Annotated in this window: 15 protein-coding genes and 1 pseudogene; 12 read left to right on the top strand and 4 right to left on the bottom strand. The window is 67.4% G+C overall.

Features of this window, described 5'->3' with window-relative positions; genetic code table 11:
- Positions 1 to 352 precede the first annotated feature (352 nt).
- Positions 353 to 547 (bottom strand): annotated as a pseudogene (locus AWB78_RS48235) (DUF72 domain-containing protein); the annotation flags it as partial.
- A gap of 8 nt (positions 548 to 555) precedes the next feature.
- The gene (locus AWB78_RS07455) at positions 556 to 978 is read right to left on the bottom strand and encodes a GFA family protein (protein WP_062603754.1); all 423 of its coding nucleotides are present in this window, start codon (positions 976 to 978) and stop codon (positions 556 to 558) included.
- 86 nt (positions 979 to 1,064) lie between these two features.
- Between AWB78_RS07455 and AWB78_RS07450 the strand changes: the two genes are divergently transcribed.
- Both AWB78_RS07450 and AWB78_RS07445 read left to right on the top strand, forming a co-directional pair.
- Positions 1,065 to 2,393 (top strand): hypothetical protein, encoded by a 1,329-nt coding sequence (locus tag AWB78_RS07450; RefSeq protein WP_062603999.1) that lies wholly within the window; start codon positions 1,065 to 1,067, stop codon positions 2,391 to 2,393.
- A 4-nt stretch (positions 2,394 to 2,397) separates the two neighbouring features.
- Positions 2,398 to 2,913, top strand: a complete 516-nt coding sequence (locus tag AWB78_RS07445) for an isochorismatase family protein (RefSeq protein WP_062603752.1) — start codon at positions 2,398 to 2,400, stop codon at positions 2,911 to 2,913.
- 36 nt (positions 2,914 to 2,949) lie between these two features.
- Here AWB78_RS07445 and AWB78_RS07440 read toward each other — a convergent pair whose 3' ends face one another.
- Complete coding sequence (locus tag AWB78_RS07440) at positions 2,950 to 4,872, bottom strand: tetratricopeptide repeat protein (protein ID WP_062603750.1); 1,923 nt, start codon at positions 4,870 to 4,872, stop codon at positions 2,950 to 2,952.
- A gap of 455 nt (positions 4,873 to 5,327) precedes the next feature.
- Here AWB78_RS07440 and AWB78_RS07435 point away from each other — a divergent pair, with 455 nt between their 5' ends.
- The 6 genes from AWB78_RS07435 (at position 5,328) to AWB78_RS07410 (ending at position 10,738) form a co-directional block, all read left to right on the top strand.
- The gene (locus AWB78_RS07435; protein ID WP_062603749.1) at positions 5,328 to 6,020 is read left to right on the top strand and encodes a (2Fe-2S)-binding protein; all 693 of its coding nucleotides are present in this window, start codon (positions 5,328 to 5,330) and stop codon (positions 6,018 to 6,020) included.
- 11 nt (positions 6,021 to 6,031) lie between these two features.
- Positions 6,032 to 7,021 carry an FAD binding domain-containing protein gene (locus AWB78_RS07430; protein WP_062603747.1) on the top strand — a complete coding sequence of 330 codons (990 nt, stop codon included), beginning with the start codon at positions 6,032 to 6,034 and terminating at the stop codon, positions 7,019 to 7,021.
- Positions 7,018 to 9,240: a xanthine dehydrogenase family protein molybdopterin-binding subunit gene (locus AWB78_RS07425; protein ID WP_062603745.1), complete on the top strand. Its 2,223-nt coding sequence runs from the start codon at positions 7,018 to 7,020 to the stop codon at positions 9,238 to 9,240. The genes AWB78_RS07430 and AWB78_RS07425 overlap by 4 nt, the downstream gene beginning before the upstream one ends.
- 112 nt (positions 9,241 to 9,352) lie before the next feature.
- Positions 9,353 to 9,940: a nucleotidyltransferase family protein gene (locus AWB78_RS07420; RefSeq protein ID WP_062603743.1), complete on the top strand. Its 588-nt coding sequence runs from the start codon at positions 9,353 to 9,355 to the stop codon at positions 9,938 to 9,940.
- Between the two features lie 146 nt (positions 9,941 to 10,086).
- A complete protein-coding gene (locus AWB78_RS07415; protein WP_062603741.1) occupies positions 10,087 to 10,281 on the top strand; it encodes a hypothetical protein in 195 nt (64 codons plus the stop codon).
- Positions 10,265 to 10,738, top strand: coding sequence for a DUF2335 domain-containing protein (locus tag AWB78_RS07410; protein ID WP_232477632.1), 474 nt, complete (start codon positions 10,265 to 10,267; stop codon positions 10,736 to 10,738). The genes AWB78_RS07415 and AWB78_RS07410 overlap by 17 nt, the downstream gene beginning before the upstream one ends.
- Positions 10,739 to 10,744: 6 nt before the next feature.
- On the opposite strand, the gene AWB78_RS07405 is transcribed toward AWB78_RS07410, so the two are convergent.
- Positions 10,745 to 11,455, bottom strand: a complete 711-nt coding sequence (locus tag AWB78_RS07405) for a glycosyltransferase family 2 protein (protein ID WP_062603740.1) — start codon at positions 11,453 to 11,455, stop codon at positions 10,745 to 10,747.
- A gap of 246 nt (positions 11,456 to 11,701) precedes the next feature.
- On the opposite strand from AWB78_RS07405, the gene AWB78_RS07400 reads away from it, so the two are divergent.
- From AWB78_RS07400 to AWB78_RS47580, 4 genes are all read left to right on the top strand, one after another.
- A complete protein-coding gene (locus tag AWB78_RS07400) occupies positions 11,702 to 13,189 on the top strand; it encodes a UdgX family uracil-DNA binding protein (RefSeq protein WP_232477631.1) in 1,488 nt (495 codons plus the stop codon).
- 132 nt (positions 13,190 to 13,321) lie between these two features.
- Positions 13,322 to 13,816, top strand: coding sequence for a hypothetical protein (locus AWB78_RS07395; protein ID WP_062603736.1), 495 nt, complete (start codon positions 13,322 to 13,324; stop codon positions 13,814 to 13,816).
- Positions 13,817 to 14,105: 289 nt separating this feature from the next.
- On the top strand, positions 14,106 to 14,687 hold the full coding sequence (locus AWB78_RS07390) for a glycosyltransferase family 9 protein (RefSeq protein ID WP_062603733.1): 582 nt from the start codon (positions 14,106 to 14,108) through the stop codon (positions 14,685 to 14,687).
- Positions 14,688 to 14,711: 24 nt separating this feature from the next.
- Positions 14,712 to 14,873 (top strand): hypothetical protein, encoded by a 162-nt coding sequence (locus AWB78_RS47580; protein WP_167390443.1) that lies wholly within the window; start codon positions 14,712 to 14,714, stop codon positions 14,871 to 14,873.
- Positions 14,874 to 14,924: the final 51 nt, after the last annotated feature.

Genomic DNA, 14,924 nt, shown 5'->3' with positions numbered 1-14,924 from the left:
CCTCGTTGGCCTTGAAGTTCAAAGGTTCTCGATCCTGCCGCTCTCGCGCATCCCGGCGCGCGTGTTTCAGTTTCCGCAGCGCACGCCACTTATCGTCTTATTTTCCGGGCGCGATTGCAATTGCTCGGACCGTTGATAAGAGAATGCAGTTCCGGCGGGACAAAGCGTGTCCCGGACTTCAACGACCTGTCTCGATCTGCTGTCCGGCCGAAGGCGCGAGTCCGAGGCGCACCATCAGGCGGCGCGCGTCGAAAGGCGTCCGCACTTTCTGGTCGTTGTCGAAGTAGCAGAAGACATCGCGGGCGCCGCGCGGGCGCGGTTTCGCCGATGAGATCAGGCGCGCGTCGTCGGCGGGCGTCGCGTCATGCCACGCGCGATAGCTCGCCACACTTTGCAGCGAATAGTGCGATCCGTTGATCTCGACAGTCTGGACCGCGCGCGACGCGAAATCGAGCTCGCGGGCCTGCGCGAGCTTCTGCGGATAGAACACGCCGCGCCAGCCCGCATAGCGCCAGCCCGATATGCCGATGCGGATGCGTCCCGGCATCGCGCCGCCTAATGTGGACGCTCTTTGTCGTATTCCGGGCGCACGCCCTGCGGCAGCCACGGCTCGCGATGCCTGCACCACAGTTCGTAGTCCGGCTCGAAGAGACCGGTTTCGTCGAACGCGCCGATGGGTAGATCGACTTCATCGCGCGTCGTGAACTCCATATAGGCGACCGAGCCGCACAGCGGGCAGAAGTGCCGCCGGCCGTCGTCCGAACTGCGCCAGGTCGACAGGCTTCCGCTCATCGTCACGTCGCCGCGCGCGTAAATCGCATAAGCTCCAAAGGCGGAGCCGTGCACTTGCCGGCACGTCATGCAATGGCACATGCCGACGCGCATCGGTTTTCCCGTCGCGCGAAAGCGAAACGCGCCGCATGCGCAGCCGCCTTCATGAATCGCTGTCGTCAGCTCATCGTCCCTTTGAACGTTCATCGATCTCTCCCGTAAATGCGCCGCCACGCGGGCCCGCCCGCCTCGCGGTTTGTTACGATAACCCTTCACGATCGGAGATGGCACTCATGAGCACATCGAGCACGGCCGGCACCACAAACACACCAAACACCACCTTGTCTCTCCTCAAGCTGCTGCCCGGCGCCGGATCGGAGTTCGGTCCCGCCGCGTCCGATCTCGTCGCTCACGTGCTGTCGCATGACCGCTTCGATCCGCCGGCGAACACGAACCTGCCGCGCGAGACCTTCCGCGGCGTCACCGTCGACGACGCCATGTCCGACGAGTACACCTTCCCCCTCGGGCGCACCGGCCAGTCGATCGTGCTGACGGGCTATCGCATCGCGGCGGGTTTCATCGCCGAACGCGCCGCCGACGAATGGCTCGAGCTCGCGCACAAGCAACGCCTCGCAAAAGGCTTGCCCGCCGCGCCGCAGGGCAGCGAGCCGCACCTCTCGCCCGATCCCGCCGAAGCCGATCAGCTCCTCGACCGCGCCTACGAATGCGCGCAGCGCATCCTCGATCCGGTCGCGGGCGAGCCGGTGCTCTCGCTCTTCGAGACGCACTATCGCGGCGGACGGGAGTTTTTGCGCCTCACCTGGGAAGGCTTGCCGGAAGACCTGGTGCCCGAATCGCGGCGGCCGCTCGCGGGACTCGCGGCATCGAACGGCGAGCGCCGCGAGAAACGCGACTACGATCCCTATGGCCTCGACGGCGCCGACGATTACGACGTCGACCGGCCGCTCGCGTATCGCGAGAAGATCGGACCGTTTCTCTTCACGATGACCTATCGCCACGAGTATCCGCAGGTCGACGACGAGCGCCTCGGCACCGCGTTCGCCGTGTTCCACGAGGCGGGCAGCGACATCGTCGCGGCGGCGGTCAGGCTGCAGCTCGTCAAGGTGCCGCCGCTCACGAGCAGCGCCGATCTCGTCTATACGCTCGACACCTATTCCGGCGAGATGCTCTCGCTCGCGCTCGCGGCCACCGAGGCGCTCGGCCCGGAAAGGCTGTGCGAGGTCTTCAACGCGCATCGCGTGATCTACATCAGCCTGTGGGAAGTGCGCAAGCCGTGGCGCGGCGAGGGCCTGGGCGTCGCGCTGCTGCATCAGGCGCTGGAGCGCCTTCCCGTCGATGTCGATGGCCGGCCCAACGCGCTTTGCGTGGCGCCCGAGCCGTATCAGACGGACATGCGTCACTTCGAGCAACTGCCCGGCGTGCTGCGCGACGAACTGAAGACGCCGGCAAAGCGCCTCACCGCGCACCTGACGAACTGGCTCGAACGCTCGAAGCTGCCGATCGCCACACACTTCTTCGTGCCGATGGCGAGGCACGCGGGCATCGGCTCGGCGGGCGAGAACGCGCGGCTCATCGACCGGATCATGGAAAGCGAGGCATAGCACGGTGCTCGTCATCGTCGACATGCAGGCGCGGCTGCTGCCGCATCTCGACGGCGGCGAGCGTCTCGCCGGGCGCGTCGGCACGCTGCTTCGCGCGGCGCATCTGCTCGACGTGCCGGTGGTCGTCACGGAGCAGAATCCGCGCGGGCTCGGCGGCACCGTCGATGCATTGCTCGATGACATCCGCACCGCGACCGTGATCGAGAAGCACACCTTCGATGCGACGCTAGCGCCCGCTTTCGTCGCCGCGCTGCCGCCCGCGCCCGCGACGCTCTGGATAGCCGGCGCGGAAGCGCATGTGTGCGTGCTGCTGACGGTGCTCGGCCTGCTGCGGCTCGGCTATCGCGTGGAGTATGTGGCGGACGCGGCCGCATCGCGCCGCGCCGAAGATCGCGCCGTCGCGCTCGCGCGGGCGCAACAGGACGGCGCGCGTCTCACGAGCGTCGAAACCACGATCTTCGGCTGGCTCGGCAGTTGCCGGCATCCGCGCTTCAGAGACGTGCTCGCGCTCGTCAGATGATCGGATCGCCGCGGCGGCTTCGGCATCGACAGACGGTTAGTTGCCGGCATCGAATCGCGACAGCTCCGCCGCGACGCGCCCGATCACTTCTTCCCAGTTGCCCGGCTGCGCCTGCCTGAAAAGCCGCGCCGACGGATACCACGGCGAGTCGTCGCGATCTTCCAGCCAGCGCCAGCACGCGTTCGAGCCCAGCAAAATCCACGTGGGCCTGCCGAGCGCGCCCGCCAGGTGCGCGACGGCCGTATCCACCGTGATGACGAGATCCAGCGAGGCGATGAGCGCCGCCGTGTCGTTGAAGTCCTCGACGCTGTCCATCGGGTCGAGTGGGCGGCTCGACCATGGAAGCGCGTCGATCTGCGCCCGCGCGCCCGGACCCTTTTGCAGGCTGACGAACGCGAAACCAGGCAACGCGGCGAGCGGCGCCAGCACACGCGCGTCGAGCCAGCGCCGGCTGAATGTCCCGAACCGGTCGGGCAAGTGCGGACGCGGCTCGCCGGCCCAGACGAGCCCGATCTTCGGCGCGCCCTCCGGCAGACGTTCACGCCAGAACGCGACGCGCTCCCGCGACGGCCGCAGATACGGCAGCGGCGCAGGAATGGTATCGAGCGCGGTGCCCATCAGCATCGGCAGGCTCATCATGAAGCACCAGTAATCGGCGGGCGGCAGCGCATGCAGATCGGCCTGGGCGATGCAGATATCCACGGCGTCCATCGACCGGATCAGGGCGACGAGCGCCGGCGGGCACACGACCATCAGTCTCGCGACGCCCTGCGCCTTCACGAGCAGCAGATAGCGGCAGAACTGGAGCGTGTCGCCGAAACCCTGCTCCGCCATCACGACGAGGGTTTTGCCCGCGACCGGCTCGCCGCGCCATCGGGGACAAGCCAGATCGGGCGGCCGGATGTGTGTCTGCGGCAGACGTTCGCCATAGCGCGTTTCGAAGAGCGGCCAGCCGCGTTCGTAATCGCCGGCGCGCAGGAGCGTCGTCGCGAGATTGAGGCGGGCATCGTCGGCGTTCGGGTCGATGTGCGATGCCTGCCGAAACAGCGCCTCGGCTTCGCTCAGGCGGCCCCGGTGCTCCTTGAGCAAGATCCCCAGGTTGCCGAGCGCGGCGGGAAAATCCGGCCGGATCGACAGCGCCTGCCGGTACGCGGCCTCGGCTTCGTGCAAGCGATCCCAGCGGCCGGACGCGCATTGCTCGTAGATCGCGTTGCCGAGGTTGAAGCATGACTCGCTCATGTCCGGACGACACCCGAGCGCGCTTCGATAAGCCGCTTCGGCTTCCTCGCATCGGCCGAGCGCCTCCAGCACGCCGCCCAGATTGTTGTGCGCGCCCGCGAGATCGGGTCGCAGCGAAACGGCCTTGCGATACGCGCTCTCCGCTTCAAGCAGGCGGCCGGATGCCGTAAGCACGTTGCCGAGGTTGTAGTGCGCGTCGGCCCAGTCGGGACGGGCGGCGAGCGCGCGTTCGAGATGCGTCCGGGCTTCGTCCAGACGCCCGAGCCCGTGCAGCAGATTGCCGAAGTCGTTGTGCGCTTCCGCGTAATCCGGATGCGCAGCCAGTGCCAGCCGGTAAGCCGTCTCCGCTTCGGGCCAGCGCCCGGCCCGCGTGTGCATCGCGGCGAGATGGAAGTGCGCTTCGGGAAAATCCGGGCGAATCGCGAGCGCATCGCGGTACGCGCTTTCCGCGTCCGTGAAACGCTGCCTCTCTCTCAGGAAATTGCCCAGATTGGCACGCAGACCGGCGTCCAGAGGACGCGCGGCGATGGCCCGGCGCCAGAATGCTTCGGCTTCTTCATGCAGTTGCATGCGATACGCGCAGACGGCGGCGAGATTGAGCGCGTCGGCATCGGCGCCATCGGTTCGAAGGAGCGGCGCGAGCGCGCTCGACGCGTCTGCGTAACGTCCCTGCGAATAGTGAGAAAGCGCGACGTGATAAAGACTCGAATGGGACGCCATACTGGATTTGCTCGACAGCCAGACGCGCCATTTTGAAGCGTCGCGCCGGTCGAAGGGTCACAAAAGTGCGCTGAAGCGCCACGCGGGCCGCGAAACAATCGCGATACTTGCGCGCAGCTTGCAGGCATCCCGCCCGGATTTACGCGCGCATGCAGCATTTACTTGCATGGCCGCGCATGAACCGCGGAGTCATGCCGCCGTGCGAACGGCTTCGCCGCATGGCACCGTACTTGCTCGCCTCTACCCGTCGCGGAGGGTCGAACGTTCGGTCGGCTTACAGTCGGCCGACTGGACATATCCGCGTCCTGCGCATCACGCGCGTCTTCACGCATCACCCGAAAGACTCGAGCATCGGCGCTCGCACATCGAGGTCGCAGTCGGTCGCGAGCCGGAGCCCACGGAGATTCGAGCCTCGGGCGGCGCCCTTCCGAACGAGCGAGGAGCAACCGATCGCCATGTCCCCAGTCAATCAGCACGTCGCAGACGCGAACGATGCGGCTCAGAAGCCGTCGCGCCGGCGTTTTCTCCAGTCGGCCGCAGCCGCCGCGGCTGTCACCGCGGCGCCGCTCGCCCATGCGCAACAACAGGCCGCCGCGACGCCCGCCGTGGCGCCGCCGCCCGCCGCCGCCCCGACGATGCCCGTGAAGCTCACTATCAACGGCCACCCGTACGAACTGCAGGTCGAGGCGCGCACGACGCTGCTCGACGCCTTGCGCGAATACGCCGGGCTGACCGGCACGAAGAAAGGCTGCGACCGCGGCCAGTGCGGCGCGTGCACGGTGATCGTGTCGGGCCGGCGCATCAACTCGTGTCTGACGCTCGCGGTGATGCACGACGGCGAATCGGTCACGACCGTCGAAGGCCTCGCGCCCGACGGCGACACGCTCGCGCCGATCCAGCGCGCGTTCATCGAGAAGGACGCCTTCCAGTGCGGCTACTGCACGCCGGGACAGTTGTGCTCGGCCACCGCGCTCATCGCCGAATATCGCGCCGGCGATGCCAGCGCCGCGACGGCCGACGTGCGCTTTCGCCCCGCGCAACTCTCCGACGATGAAATCCGCGAGCGCATGAGCGGCAACATCTGCCGCTGCGGCGCATATCCGAACATCGTCGCGGCGGTGAAAGCCGTCGCGTCGGGCAACGCCTGAAGGAGACGCACATGGACGCGATCTCCTATCAGCGCGCCGCCGACATCGGTTCCGCGCTGTCGGCGGCGAGCCAGCCGGGCACGATGTTCATCGGCGGCGGCACCAATCTGCTCGATCTGATGAAAGGCGGCGTGATGCGGCCGATGAAGCTCGTCGACATCACGCACATCGATGCGTTGAACGGCATCACCGCGCTGCCCGACGGCGGCCTGCGCCTGGGCGCGCTCGTGCGCAACAGCGACGCGGCGAATCACGCGTGGGTGCGCGAGCGTTATCCGCTGCTTTCGCAGGCGCTGCTCGCGGGCGCATCGGCGCAACTGCGCAACATGGCGACGGTCGGCGGCAATCTGATGCAGCGCACGCGCTGCCCGTACTTCTACGACACCGCCTTCCCTCAATGCAACAAGCGCGCGCCGGGCAGCGGCTGCGCGGCCATCGACGGCAACACGCGCATGCACGCGATTCTCGGCGCGAGCCGTACTTGCATCGCGACGAACCCGTCCGACATGAGCGTCGCGCTCGCGGCACTCGATGCCGTTGTGCGCGTCACCGGCCCGAACGGCGAGCGGGCGATTCCATTCGCGGAGTTTCATCGTCTGCCGGGCGACAGGCCCGATCTCGACACGACCTTGCAGGCGGGCGAGCTGATCACATCCGTCGATCTGCCGCCGCCGCTCTTCGCTGCGCACTCGAAGTATCTGAAGGTGCGCGACCGCGCGAGCTATGCGTTCGCGCTCGTGTCCGTCGCGGCTGCGTTGCAGATGGACGGCAACACCGTGAAGAGCGCGCGCATCGCGTTGGGCGGCGTCGCGCACAAGCCGTGGCGCGCGAACGCGACCGAGCGCGCGCTCATCGGCAAGACGCTCGACAAGCCGACGCTGCAGACCGCCGCCGCGCTCGCGGTGCAAGGCGCACAGCCGCAGCGCGACAACGCGTTCAAGGTCGCGCTCGCGCAGCGCGCGATCGTGCGCGCGGTTCAACAGGCCGGAGGTGCCGCATGACTGTCATCGGAAAACCGCTCGATCGCACCGACGGCGTGCTGAAGGTCACGGGCCAGGCGCGCTATTCGGGCGACGCCACCGACGCGAAACTCGCGCACGCGGTACTCGTCACGAGCACGGTGGCGAAGGGCCGCATCGCGTCGATCGACACGAGCCGCGCGCAAGCCATGCCCGGCGTGCTGCTCGTGATGACGCATCGGAACGCGATGCGCCTGCCGAACAACGGCGTCCCCGACGCGCAGCCGCCCGCCGTGCGCAAGCTCACGCTGTTGCAGACGAACGAAGTGCGCTACAGCAACGAGCCGGTGGCGGTAGTCGTCGCGGATTCGCTGGAACATGCGCAAGGCGCGGCGCGTTATGTCGACGTGCGCTACGAAGCCGCGATGCCGAATGCCGATTTCGAGCGCGCGAAGGTTTCCGCCTATCAGCCAGAAAGGATGATGGGCCGCGCGATCACGACGAAGCGTGGCGACGTCGACGCGGGTTTGAAGCAGGGCCCGACGCGCCTGAACGCCGTCTATACGACGCCTTACGAGCATCACAATCCGATGGAGCCGCACGCGACGCTCGCCCGCTGGGACGGTCCCAACCTCACGCTCTACGACGCGACGCAAGGCGTCTCCGGCGCGAGAAGCGCGGTGGCGAAGTTCTTCGGCATCGCCGAGGACAACGTGCGCGTGATCTGCCCGTTCGTCGGCGGCGGCTTCGGCTGCAAGGGCTCGGTGTGGTCGCACGTCGTGCTGGCGGCGATGGCGTCGAAGCAGACCGGGCGGCCCGTCAAGCTCGTGCTGGAGCGTCCGCAGATGTTCGGCATGATCGGCAACCGGCCGTACACCGAGCAGCGCATCCAGGTGAGCGCGCGCGACGACGGCATCATGACCGGCATGCGTCACGACGTGATCTCGACGACCTCGACCTTCGAGGACTGGACCGAAAGCTCAGCGATCGTCTCGCGCATGCTGTACGCGGTGCCGAACCAGTCGACGTCGCACAAGCTCGTGAAGCTCGACATCGGCACACCCACTTTCATGCGCGCGCCCGGCGAGACGAGCGGCTCGTTCGCGCTCGAAACGGCGATGGACGAAATGGCGTATCAGCTGAAGATGGACCCGCTTGCGTTCCGCATCAGGAACCACGCGAACATGGAGCCGCAGGAGAAGAAGCCCTGGTCGGAGAAGTCGCTGCTCGAATGCTATCGACGCGGCGCGGAGAAGTTCGGCTGGTCGAAGCGCAACGCGGCACCGCGCTCGATGCGCGAGGGCAATACGCTCGTCGGCTGGGGCGTGGGGACGGCGACGTATCCGGCGAACCGCAGCGAGGCATCGGCGGTTGCGCGCATCCTGCCCGACGGCACCGCGATGGTCGCCTCCGGCACGCAGGATCTCGGCACCGGCACCTACACGATCATGACGCAGGTCGCCGCCGACGCGCTCGGCTTTCCGCTCGATTACGTGCGCTTCGCGCTCGGCGATTCGTCCTTGCCGAAGGCGCCGGTGTCGGGCGGTTCGCAATCGGCGGCGAGCGTGTCGCCGGCGGTGCGGGCAGCGTCGATGCAGGCACGAGACCAGCTCATCGCGATGGCGCTCGCGGATCGCGGCTCGCCCGTCGCGGGGCTCGCGCGCGAGGACGTGATCGTGAACAACGGCTGGGTCGTGAGCGTGTCGAATCCGGACCGGCGCGATCCGGCGGCGGCGATCATCGCGCGCAACGGCGGCCGCGCGATCGAGGCCGTCGCCACCGCCCGCCCCGGCGACGAGAAAAAGCAGTACGCGTTCCACTCGTTCGGCGCCGTGTTCGCGGAAGTGCATATCGACGCGGACCTCGGCATCGTTCGCGTACCGCGCATCGTCGCGGTGTACGACGTCGGCACGCTGCTCAACGAGAAAACGGCGCACAGCCAGTTGATGGGCGGCATCGTGTGGGGCGTGGGCTCGGCGCTCTTCGAGAAGAGCGAGCTGGATGTTCGATACGGGCGTTACACCAACGCGAATCTCGCGGAGTATCACGTGCCAGTGAACGCGGACATCGGCATGCTCGATATCTCCTTCGTCGGTCAGCCCGATCCGTATATCAATCCGCACGGCGCGCGCGGGATCGGCGAGATCGGCATCACGGGCGTCGCGGGCGCGCTCGGCAACGCGGTGTATCACGCGACGGGCGTGCGCGTGCGCGATCTGCCGATCACGCTCGACAAGCTCCTGCCGCCGACGATGGCGTGATGCGCAACCACGCACGCGGCGGCGGCCATGACCGCCGCGTGCTTTTTTCGTGCTTGCGGCGATCTTCGATGCGCCGCACAATTCCGGTTCGATCCCCACACGATGAGCCGCGATGAGCTATTCGTCGAACGCGACCGGCATCCTGCTGGCGGCGGGTCTCGGCACCCGCTTCGACCCGTCCGGCCTCCACAACAAGCTGCTTGCCGCCTTGCCGGGCGGCGCGCCCGTCGTGTTCCAGTCGGCGCGCAGGCTGCTGGCGGTCGCCGCGGAAGTCATCGCGGTCGTGCGTCCGGGCGCCGAAAAGCTCGCCGATGTTCTCAACGAAGCCGGCTGCAATGTCATCTTCAGCGCCGATGCCGAGCGCGGCATGGGCGCGACGCTCGCCGCCGCCGTGCGCGCGACCTCCGAAGCCGATGGCTGGCTCGTCGCCCTGGGCGACATGCCGTGGATCGAGCCGGCGACCTACGAAGCGGTCGCCCGTCCGCTCGACGAAGGCGCATCGCTCGTTGCGCCGTTTTATCGCGGCACGCGCGGGCATCCGGTCGGGTTCGGCATCGCGCATCGGGACGCGCTCGCCGCGCTCGACGGCGATGCGGGCGCGCGCGGCATCTTTTCGACGCAGACGCCGTTCATCGTCGAAGTCGGCGATCCGAATGTGCTGCGCGATATCGATCTGCCGGGCGATCTCCGGCACGATTGAAAACGGCCTGCCCGCGCGCTGCTGGAATGTCTGAAAAGCGCCTGGCCGTTCGGTCTAATTGCTTCGGATCATTAAGCAAATGGTAGGATAAATTTCACTCGCGACCGTCCGGTTGCGCAGCGGACAATCCTTCCACGGAGCATCACATGAAGATCTGGAGCGAAGTGCGGCGCGTTGCACATGCGCTGGCGGGCGCGTTTTCCATTTGTCCGCCTACCGACTATCGGTCGGCGTATCCGCGCAGGTCCGCTGAGGAAATGATGGATCGCGCATGGGAGCGAACCATGTCGGGCCTGCACGGCGCCATCGAAGGGTACGGGCAGCGTGAACGAAATCGCTAGGGACAGCAAGGTCCGGTACATTGCCGAACCGGTCCCGGCAGACGTCGCGGAGCCGGTCATCGCGGCCGGCAAGGCATCGGTCACGGTGGCGGTGCAAACGCACTCGTTTCGCGGGCCCATGCCGCCGCCGGAGCATCTCGCCCAATATGACCGCATCGTGCCGGGTGCGGGGCGGCTGATCGTCGAAGAGTTTCAGATGAACAGCCAGCACGCCCGGGAAATCGAAACCCTCGGTTTGCGCGGGTCGATCCGCAAGGACATCCGCGCGCAGTTCATCGCGGGATTCCTCGTGCTGATCGGTTTCGGACTCGTCTATGGACTCGCCGAGCACAATCACGACGGCGTCGCCATCGCGGTTGCAGTTACGCTGCTCGTCAGCGTGTTGACAGCCTTTTTGACCGGCACGGTGATGCGCGGAAAAGGCGACGCCGGAATCAAGGAAGCAGTCGACAATTGACCGCCCTCAAGCCGCGATCGCAACCGTATCGGCCGAATCGGCGGCGTCGGTGCTGATCGGCATATAGCTACTGCTGACGTCCAGCAAGGTCGCGCCGAACCCTTTCCTCGCGCGAAAATCCGTCCGCGCGCTCGTCACCACGCGCGGCGAAGCGCTCCATTCGATTCGTGCGCCGGTCGCCAGCAACGCCTCCACGAGCGCCACGTCCTCGCTCGATTCCAGCGGCGGAAATCCGCCCGCTCGCAGATACGCGTTCGCCGATACGCCCAGGTTCGCGCCATGAATATGCCGATGCCCGTCCGCGTCGGTATAGGTGCGCCCGAAGTGCTCGCGCACCGCGCCGATATGCGGCGACCAGTCATGCACGCCGATCACGCCGCACACCGCGTCCGCGCGGCAGTCGAGCTGGCGCACGAGCCAGTCTTCGGCGACGGTGGTATCGGCGTCCGTGAAAGCGAGCCAGCGCGCGCCCAGCGCGAGCGCCCGGTCTGCGCCGCATGCGCGCGCCATGCCGACATTGCGCGCGTCGATGCGCGTCACGTCCGCGCCCAGCGCCCGCGCAATGTCGCCGGTGTCATCGGTGCAACTGTCGAGCACGACGATCACGCGCACCGCTTCGCCGAGCAGCTGGTGATGATCCGCTGCGCGGCGCGCGGCCGCCACGCACGCGCCGATATGCGCCGCTTCGTTGTGGGCAGGGATGACGATGGCAAGCATGTCGGCTCCGTAGATCGATGTGGTCCGGCGGCCATCCCCAGCAGGCGACTGAGCAATCGACAAGGCAATCGATGACCGCGATGGATCGATTTCAGCAATGACCGTTCCCATGTCTCATCGCCTGAAACGCGTCGCGTAAAGGGGCACGAACGTCCCTAAATAGTTGCCTAGAAGCAGCTCGGATCGCTAGAATTACTGTATGGATATACAGTACTTTTCTGATTCCGTTCGCCGATGAAAAGCGTCATGCTCGATCCGTCGTTTGCCGCCTGGCGCACCGAAGCGCGCAATCTCCTCATGGAGGGTGCGCGCCCGGAAGACGTGCTATGGCGCGAAACCGATGCATCGGCCACCGTGTTCGGCTCCATCGCCCCTCTTCCACCCGGCTCGGCGGATCCGAACGCGAAGAAGCCGGTCAGGATCGCGCGCGAGTTTCTCGCCATGCTCGAAACGGCGGCGTGTTATCGCACGCCGGACCGCTGGCAGTTTCTCTACAAGGCGCTGTGGCGCTGGACGCAGGGCGACCGCGCGATCGCGTCGGCAGATGACGCGGACGGCTATCGGCTGCGCCGGATGATCGAAGTGGTCGAGGCCGAGGAGCGCGAGATGCGCAAGGTGCTGCGCTTCCGGCATCGCGATTCGTCGCTCGGGCCGCCCGAGTTCATCAGCTGGTTCGAGCCGGTGCACGATCTGCTGGAGCACGCCGCCATGCATTTCGCCACGCGCATGGGCAACGCCACGTGGATGATCGCCACGCCGCACGGCGCCGCCTTCTGGGACGGCGCCCTCTTGCGCGTGGACCGCACCAGCGAGCCGGAAGAAAAGCCGATGGATTTCGGCGACACCGCGATGAGCGGCGAAGCCGTGAGCGGCGACGCCATCGAGGCGCTCTGGCTCGCGTACTACGAGAGCACCTTCGCGCCGGCGCAGGAGAATGCCGCCGAAATGGCGTCGCACATGCCGGTGCGCTACTGGAAAAGCCCGGAGAACGCACGCACCGACCCCGCGCTGATTTCCCGCGCCGACCCTTACTCGCGGCGCGACCGCGATCCTCGCAACGTGCCGTCCGAGATGGAAGTCGCCATCAACACGGATCTGGAGCCGATCAAGGGCACGATGCTCACCGCGCCGCCGTCGCTCGACGCGTGCAAGCGCTGCGCGCTCTGGCGCAACGCGACGCAGGCCGTGCCGGGCGTCGGGCCCGCCGATGCGCGCGTGATGCTCGTCGGCGAGCAGCCGGGCGATCAGGAAGACCGCGAGGGCAAGCCGTTCGTCGGCCCGGCGGGCAAGCTGCTCGACGAAGCGCTCGCCGAGGCGGCGATCGCGCGCGAATCGCTTTATCTGACCAACGCGGTGAAGCACTTCAAGTGGGAAGCGCACGGCGAGGAACGCGCGCATCTTGCGCCCGCGCAGCGCGAGCGCGAGGCCTGCCGCTACTGGCTCGACGAAGAACTGAAGCGCGTCGCGCCGAAAGTCGTCGTCGCGCTCGGGGCGACGGCGCTGAAGGCGCTCACGGGGCATCGCACGGCGTTGTCCGAGTATCTCGGCAAGACCATCGAGCACAAGGGGCACATCATCGTGCCGACCTATCATCCGTCGTATCTGATGCGTCTGACCGACGACAACATCCGCGCCGAAGTGTTCGGGACGATCGTCGAGGCGCTCGTCTTCGCGCAGCAGATCGCGGACGGCGTCGCGACCATCCGCACGCCGGTGAAGGACCGCACGCGCTGAGCGCGCGGCCGAATGCAACAGGAAGAAACAGGAAGCAACAAGACGAAAGCGCCGTCAACGTTCCTGTAAGCCGCGCGTTAAACCGGTGTCGCGCCGCTCCGGCGCTCACCGATGGGTCTTAACCACATCTCCATGGCCGCTCTCCCGCTCGAAGAACTCCGCCGTCAACAATCCCTCATCGCGCTCGTGCCGAAATCGGCGGGGCAGTTGAAGACCGAACGCGAGCGCATCATCGCGCGCCTGCAACGCCTGCTCAACGCGACGATCGCGCTGGCGCTCGCCGGCGCGGCCGTGATCGCGTGGCTGCCGTTCTCGCCGGTGCCGCACGAATTCCGCTTCGGCGCGCAGGAAGTGCTCGCGGTCGCGGTGTTCGCGTCGTGCCTGTTCATCCTGCACGAGCGTGCCGAACTCGAACTCGGCCTCTACGACTACGAACCGGTCGAGCAGACCACGCAAGGCGAATTGCGCGCGCTGCTGCATCGCGTGCCGGAAGGCGCGTCATACCAGGAAGCGCTCGCCGCCGACAAGCGCACCTTCGTCACCGGCGAAGTCGACGGCATCCGCCGCCGCGCCGAGGCGTTCACGCCGAAGACGCTGCCCGCCGACGACGGCAACGGCGAAACCTGAGCGCCGCGCGCGTCGCGCAAAACGCACGATCGAGCCGCCGCCTCGCCCTCGCGAGGCGGCGGCTTTTTTACATCGGCGATGAAAGGCGCGGCGCCTTGACGAGCGCCGTCGCGCCTCCTTCAATACGTGACAGATGCCGCAACCGCCGCTCAAACTGTCACGGTTCCGGATGCAATCTGTCCCGGCGGCGCGCGCTTTCCCGCAAGACGGGCCCGACATCGCGCCGGGCACGGCGGGTGCTTGCCACGCGGAACACCGAAACGAGGCCACGCCAATTGCAGGAGCCAGGATGCGAGCCAATCCCCTTTCCACACTGAGCGACGACCTCGCGACCGCGCTCGTCCCCGACGCACCGAGCGCCTCGCCGGCCATGCCATCCGATGCCGAGTACGACGAACTCGCCGCGTTCCACGGTATCGAGCGCGAGCGTCTCGTGCTGATCCATCCGGGCAGCCATCGCGCGGCGCCCGCGTGGCCCGCCGAGCGTTACGCCGATGTCGCCGACCAGCTCGCCGCCGACGGCTGGCAGATCGCCATCGTCGGCGACGCGCCCGATCCCGAGCGCACCGCCGGCGTGCTCGGCGCGATGCAGACGGCCGCGCTCTTTCTCGCGGGCGCCGTCGCGCCGGCCACGCTGCCGCGCCTGATCGCGAACGCGCGTCTGCTGGTCTCCGACGATGCCGCCGCTTCATCACCCGTCGCCGCTGCCCGCGCGCTCGGCACGCCGCATATCGTCCTCGAAGAGCATCCGCGCGACACCGGCAGCGACGCCATCGCCGCACGGGCCCGCGCCGCGCTCTCGAAAACCGGCGATGCGCATCCGGGCGAGCCGTTCACGCTGCATATGCCGGCGGCGCACGAATCGGCATAGACGATCCACCTTTCGGGGGACATCATGAAATTCGACATGCAGACCAATCCCGTTCCGGACCCCGTCGCGGACCCGAACCGCGATCCGGAAGCCGATCCGCTCACGCCGCCTTCGCCGGGGCATCGCCCGGACGAGCCGCAGCATCCCGACGCGCCGCCCGACAAGGACCCGATCCGGCGGCTCTGAGCTTCGCGCTTCGATCGGACGAATACCCTACGGGTATTCCCCGCCCTACAT

Source organism: Caballeronia calidae (genome assembly GCF_900044055.2).
GTDB lineage: Bacteria > Pseudomonadota > Gammaproteobacteria > Burkholderiales > Burkholderiaceae > Caballeronia > Caballeronia calidae.
This window is presented reverse-complemented; position numbering and strand designations above follow the sequence as displayed.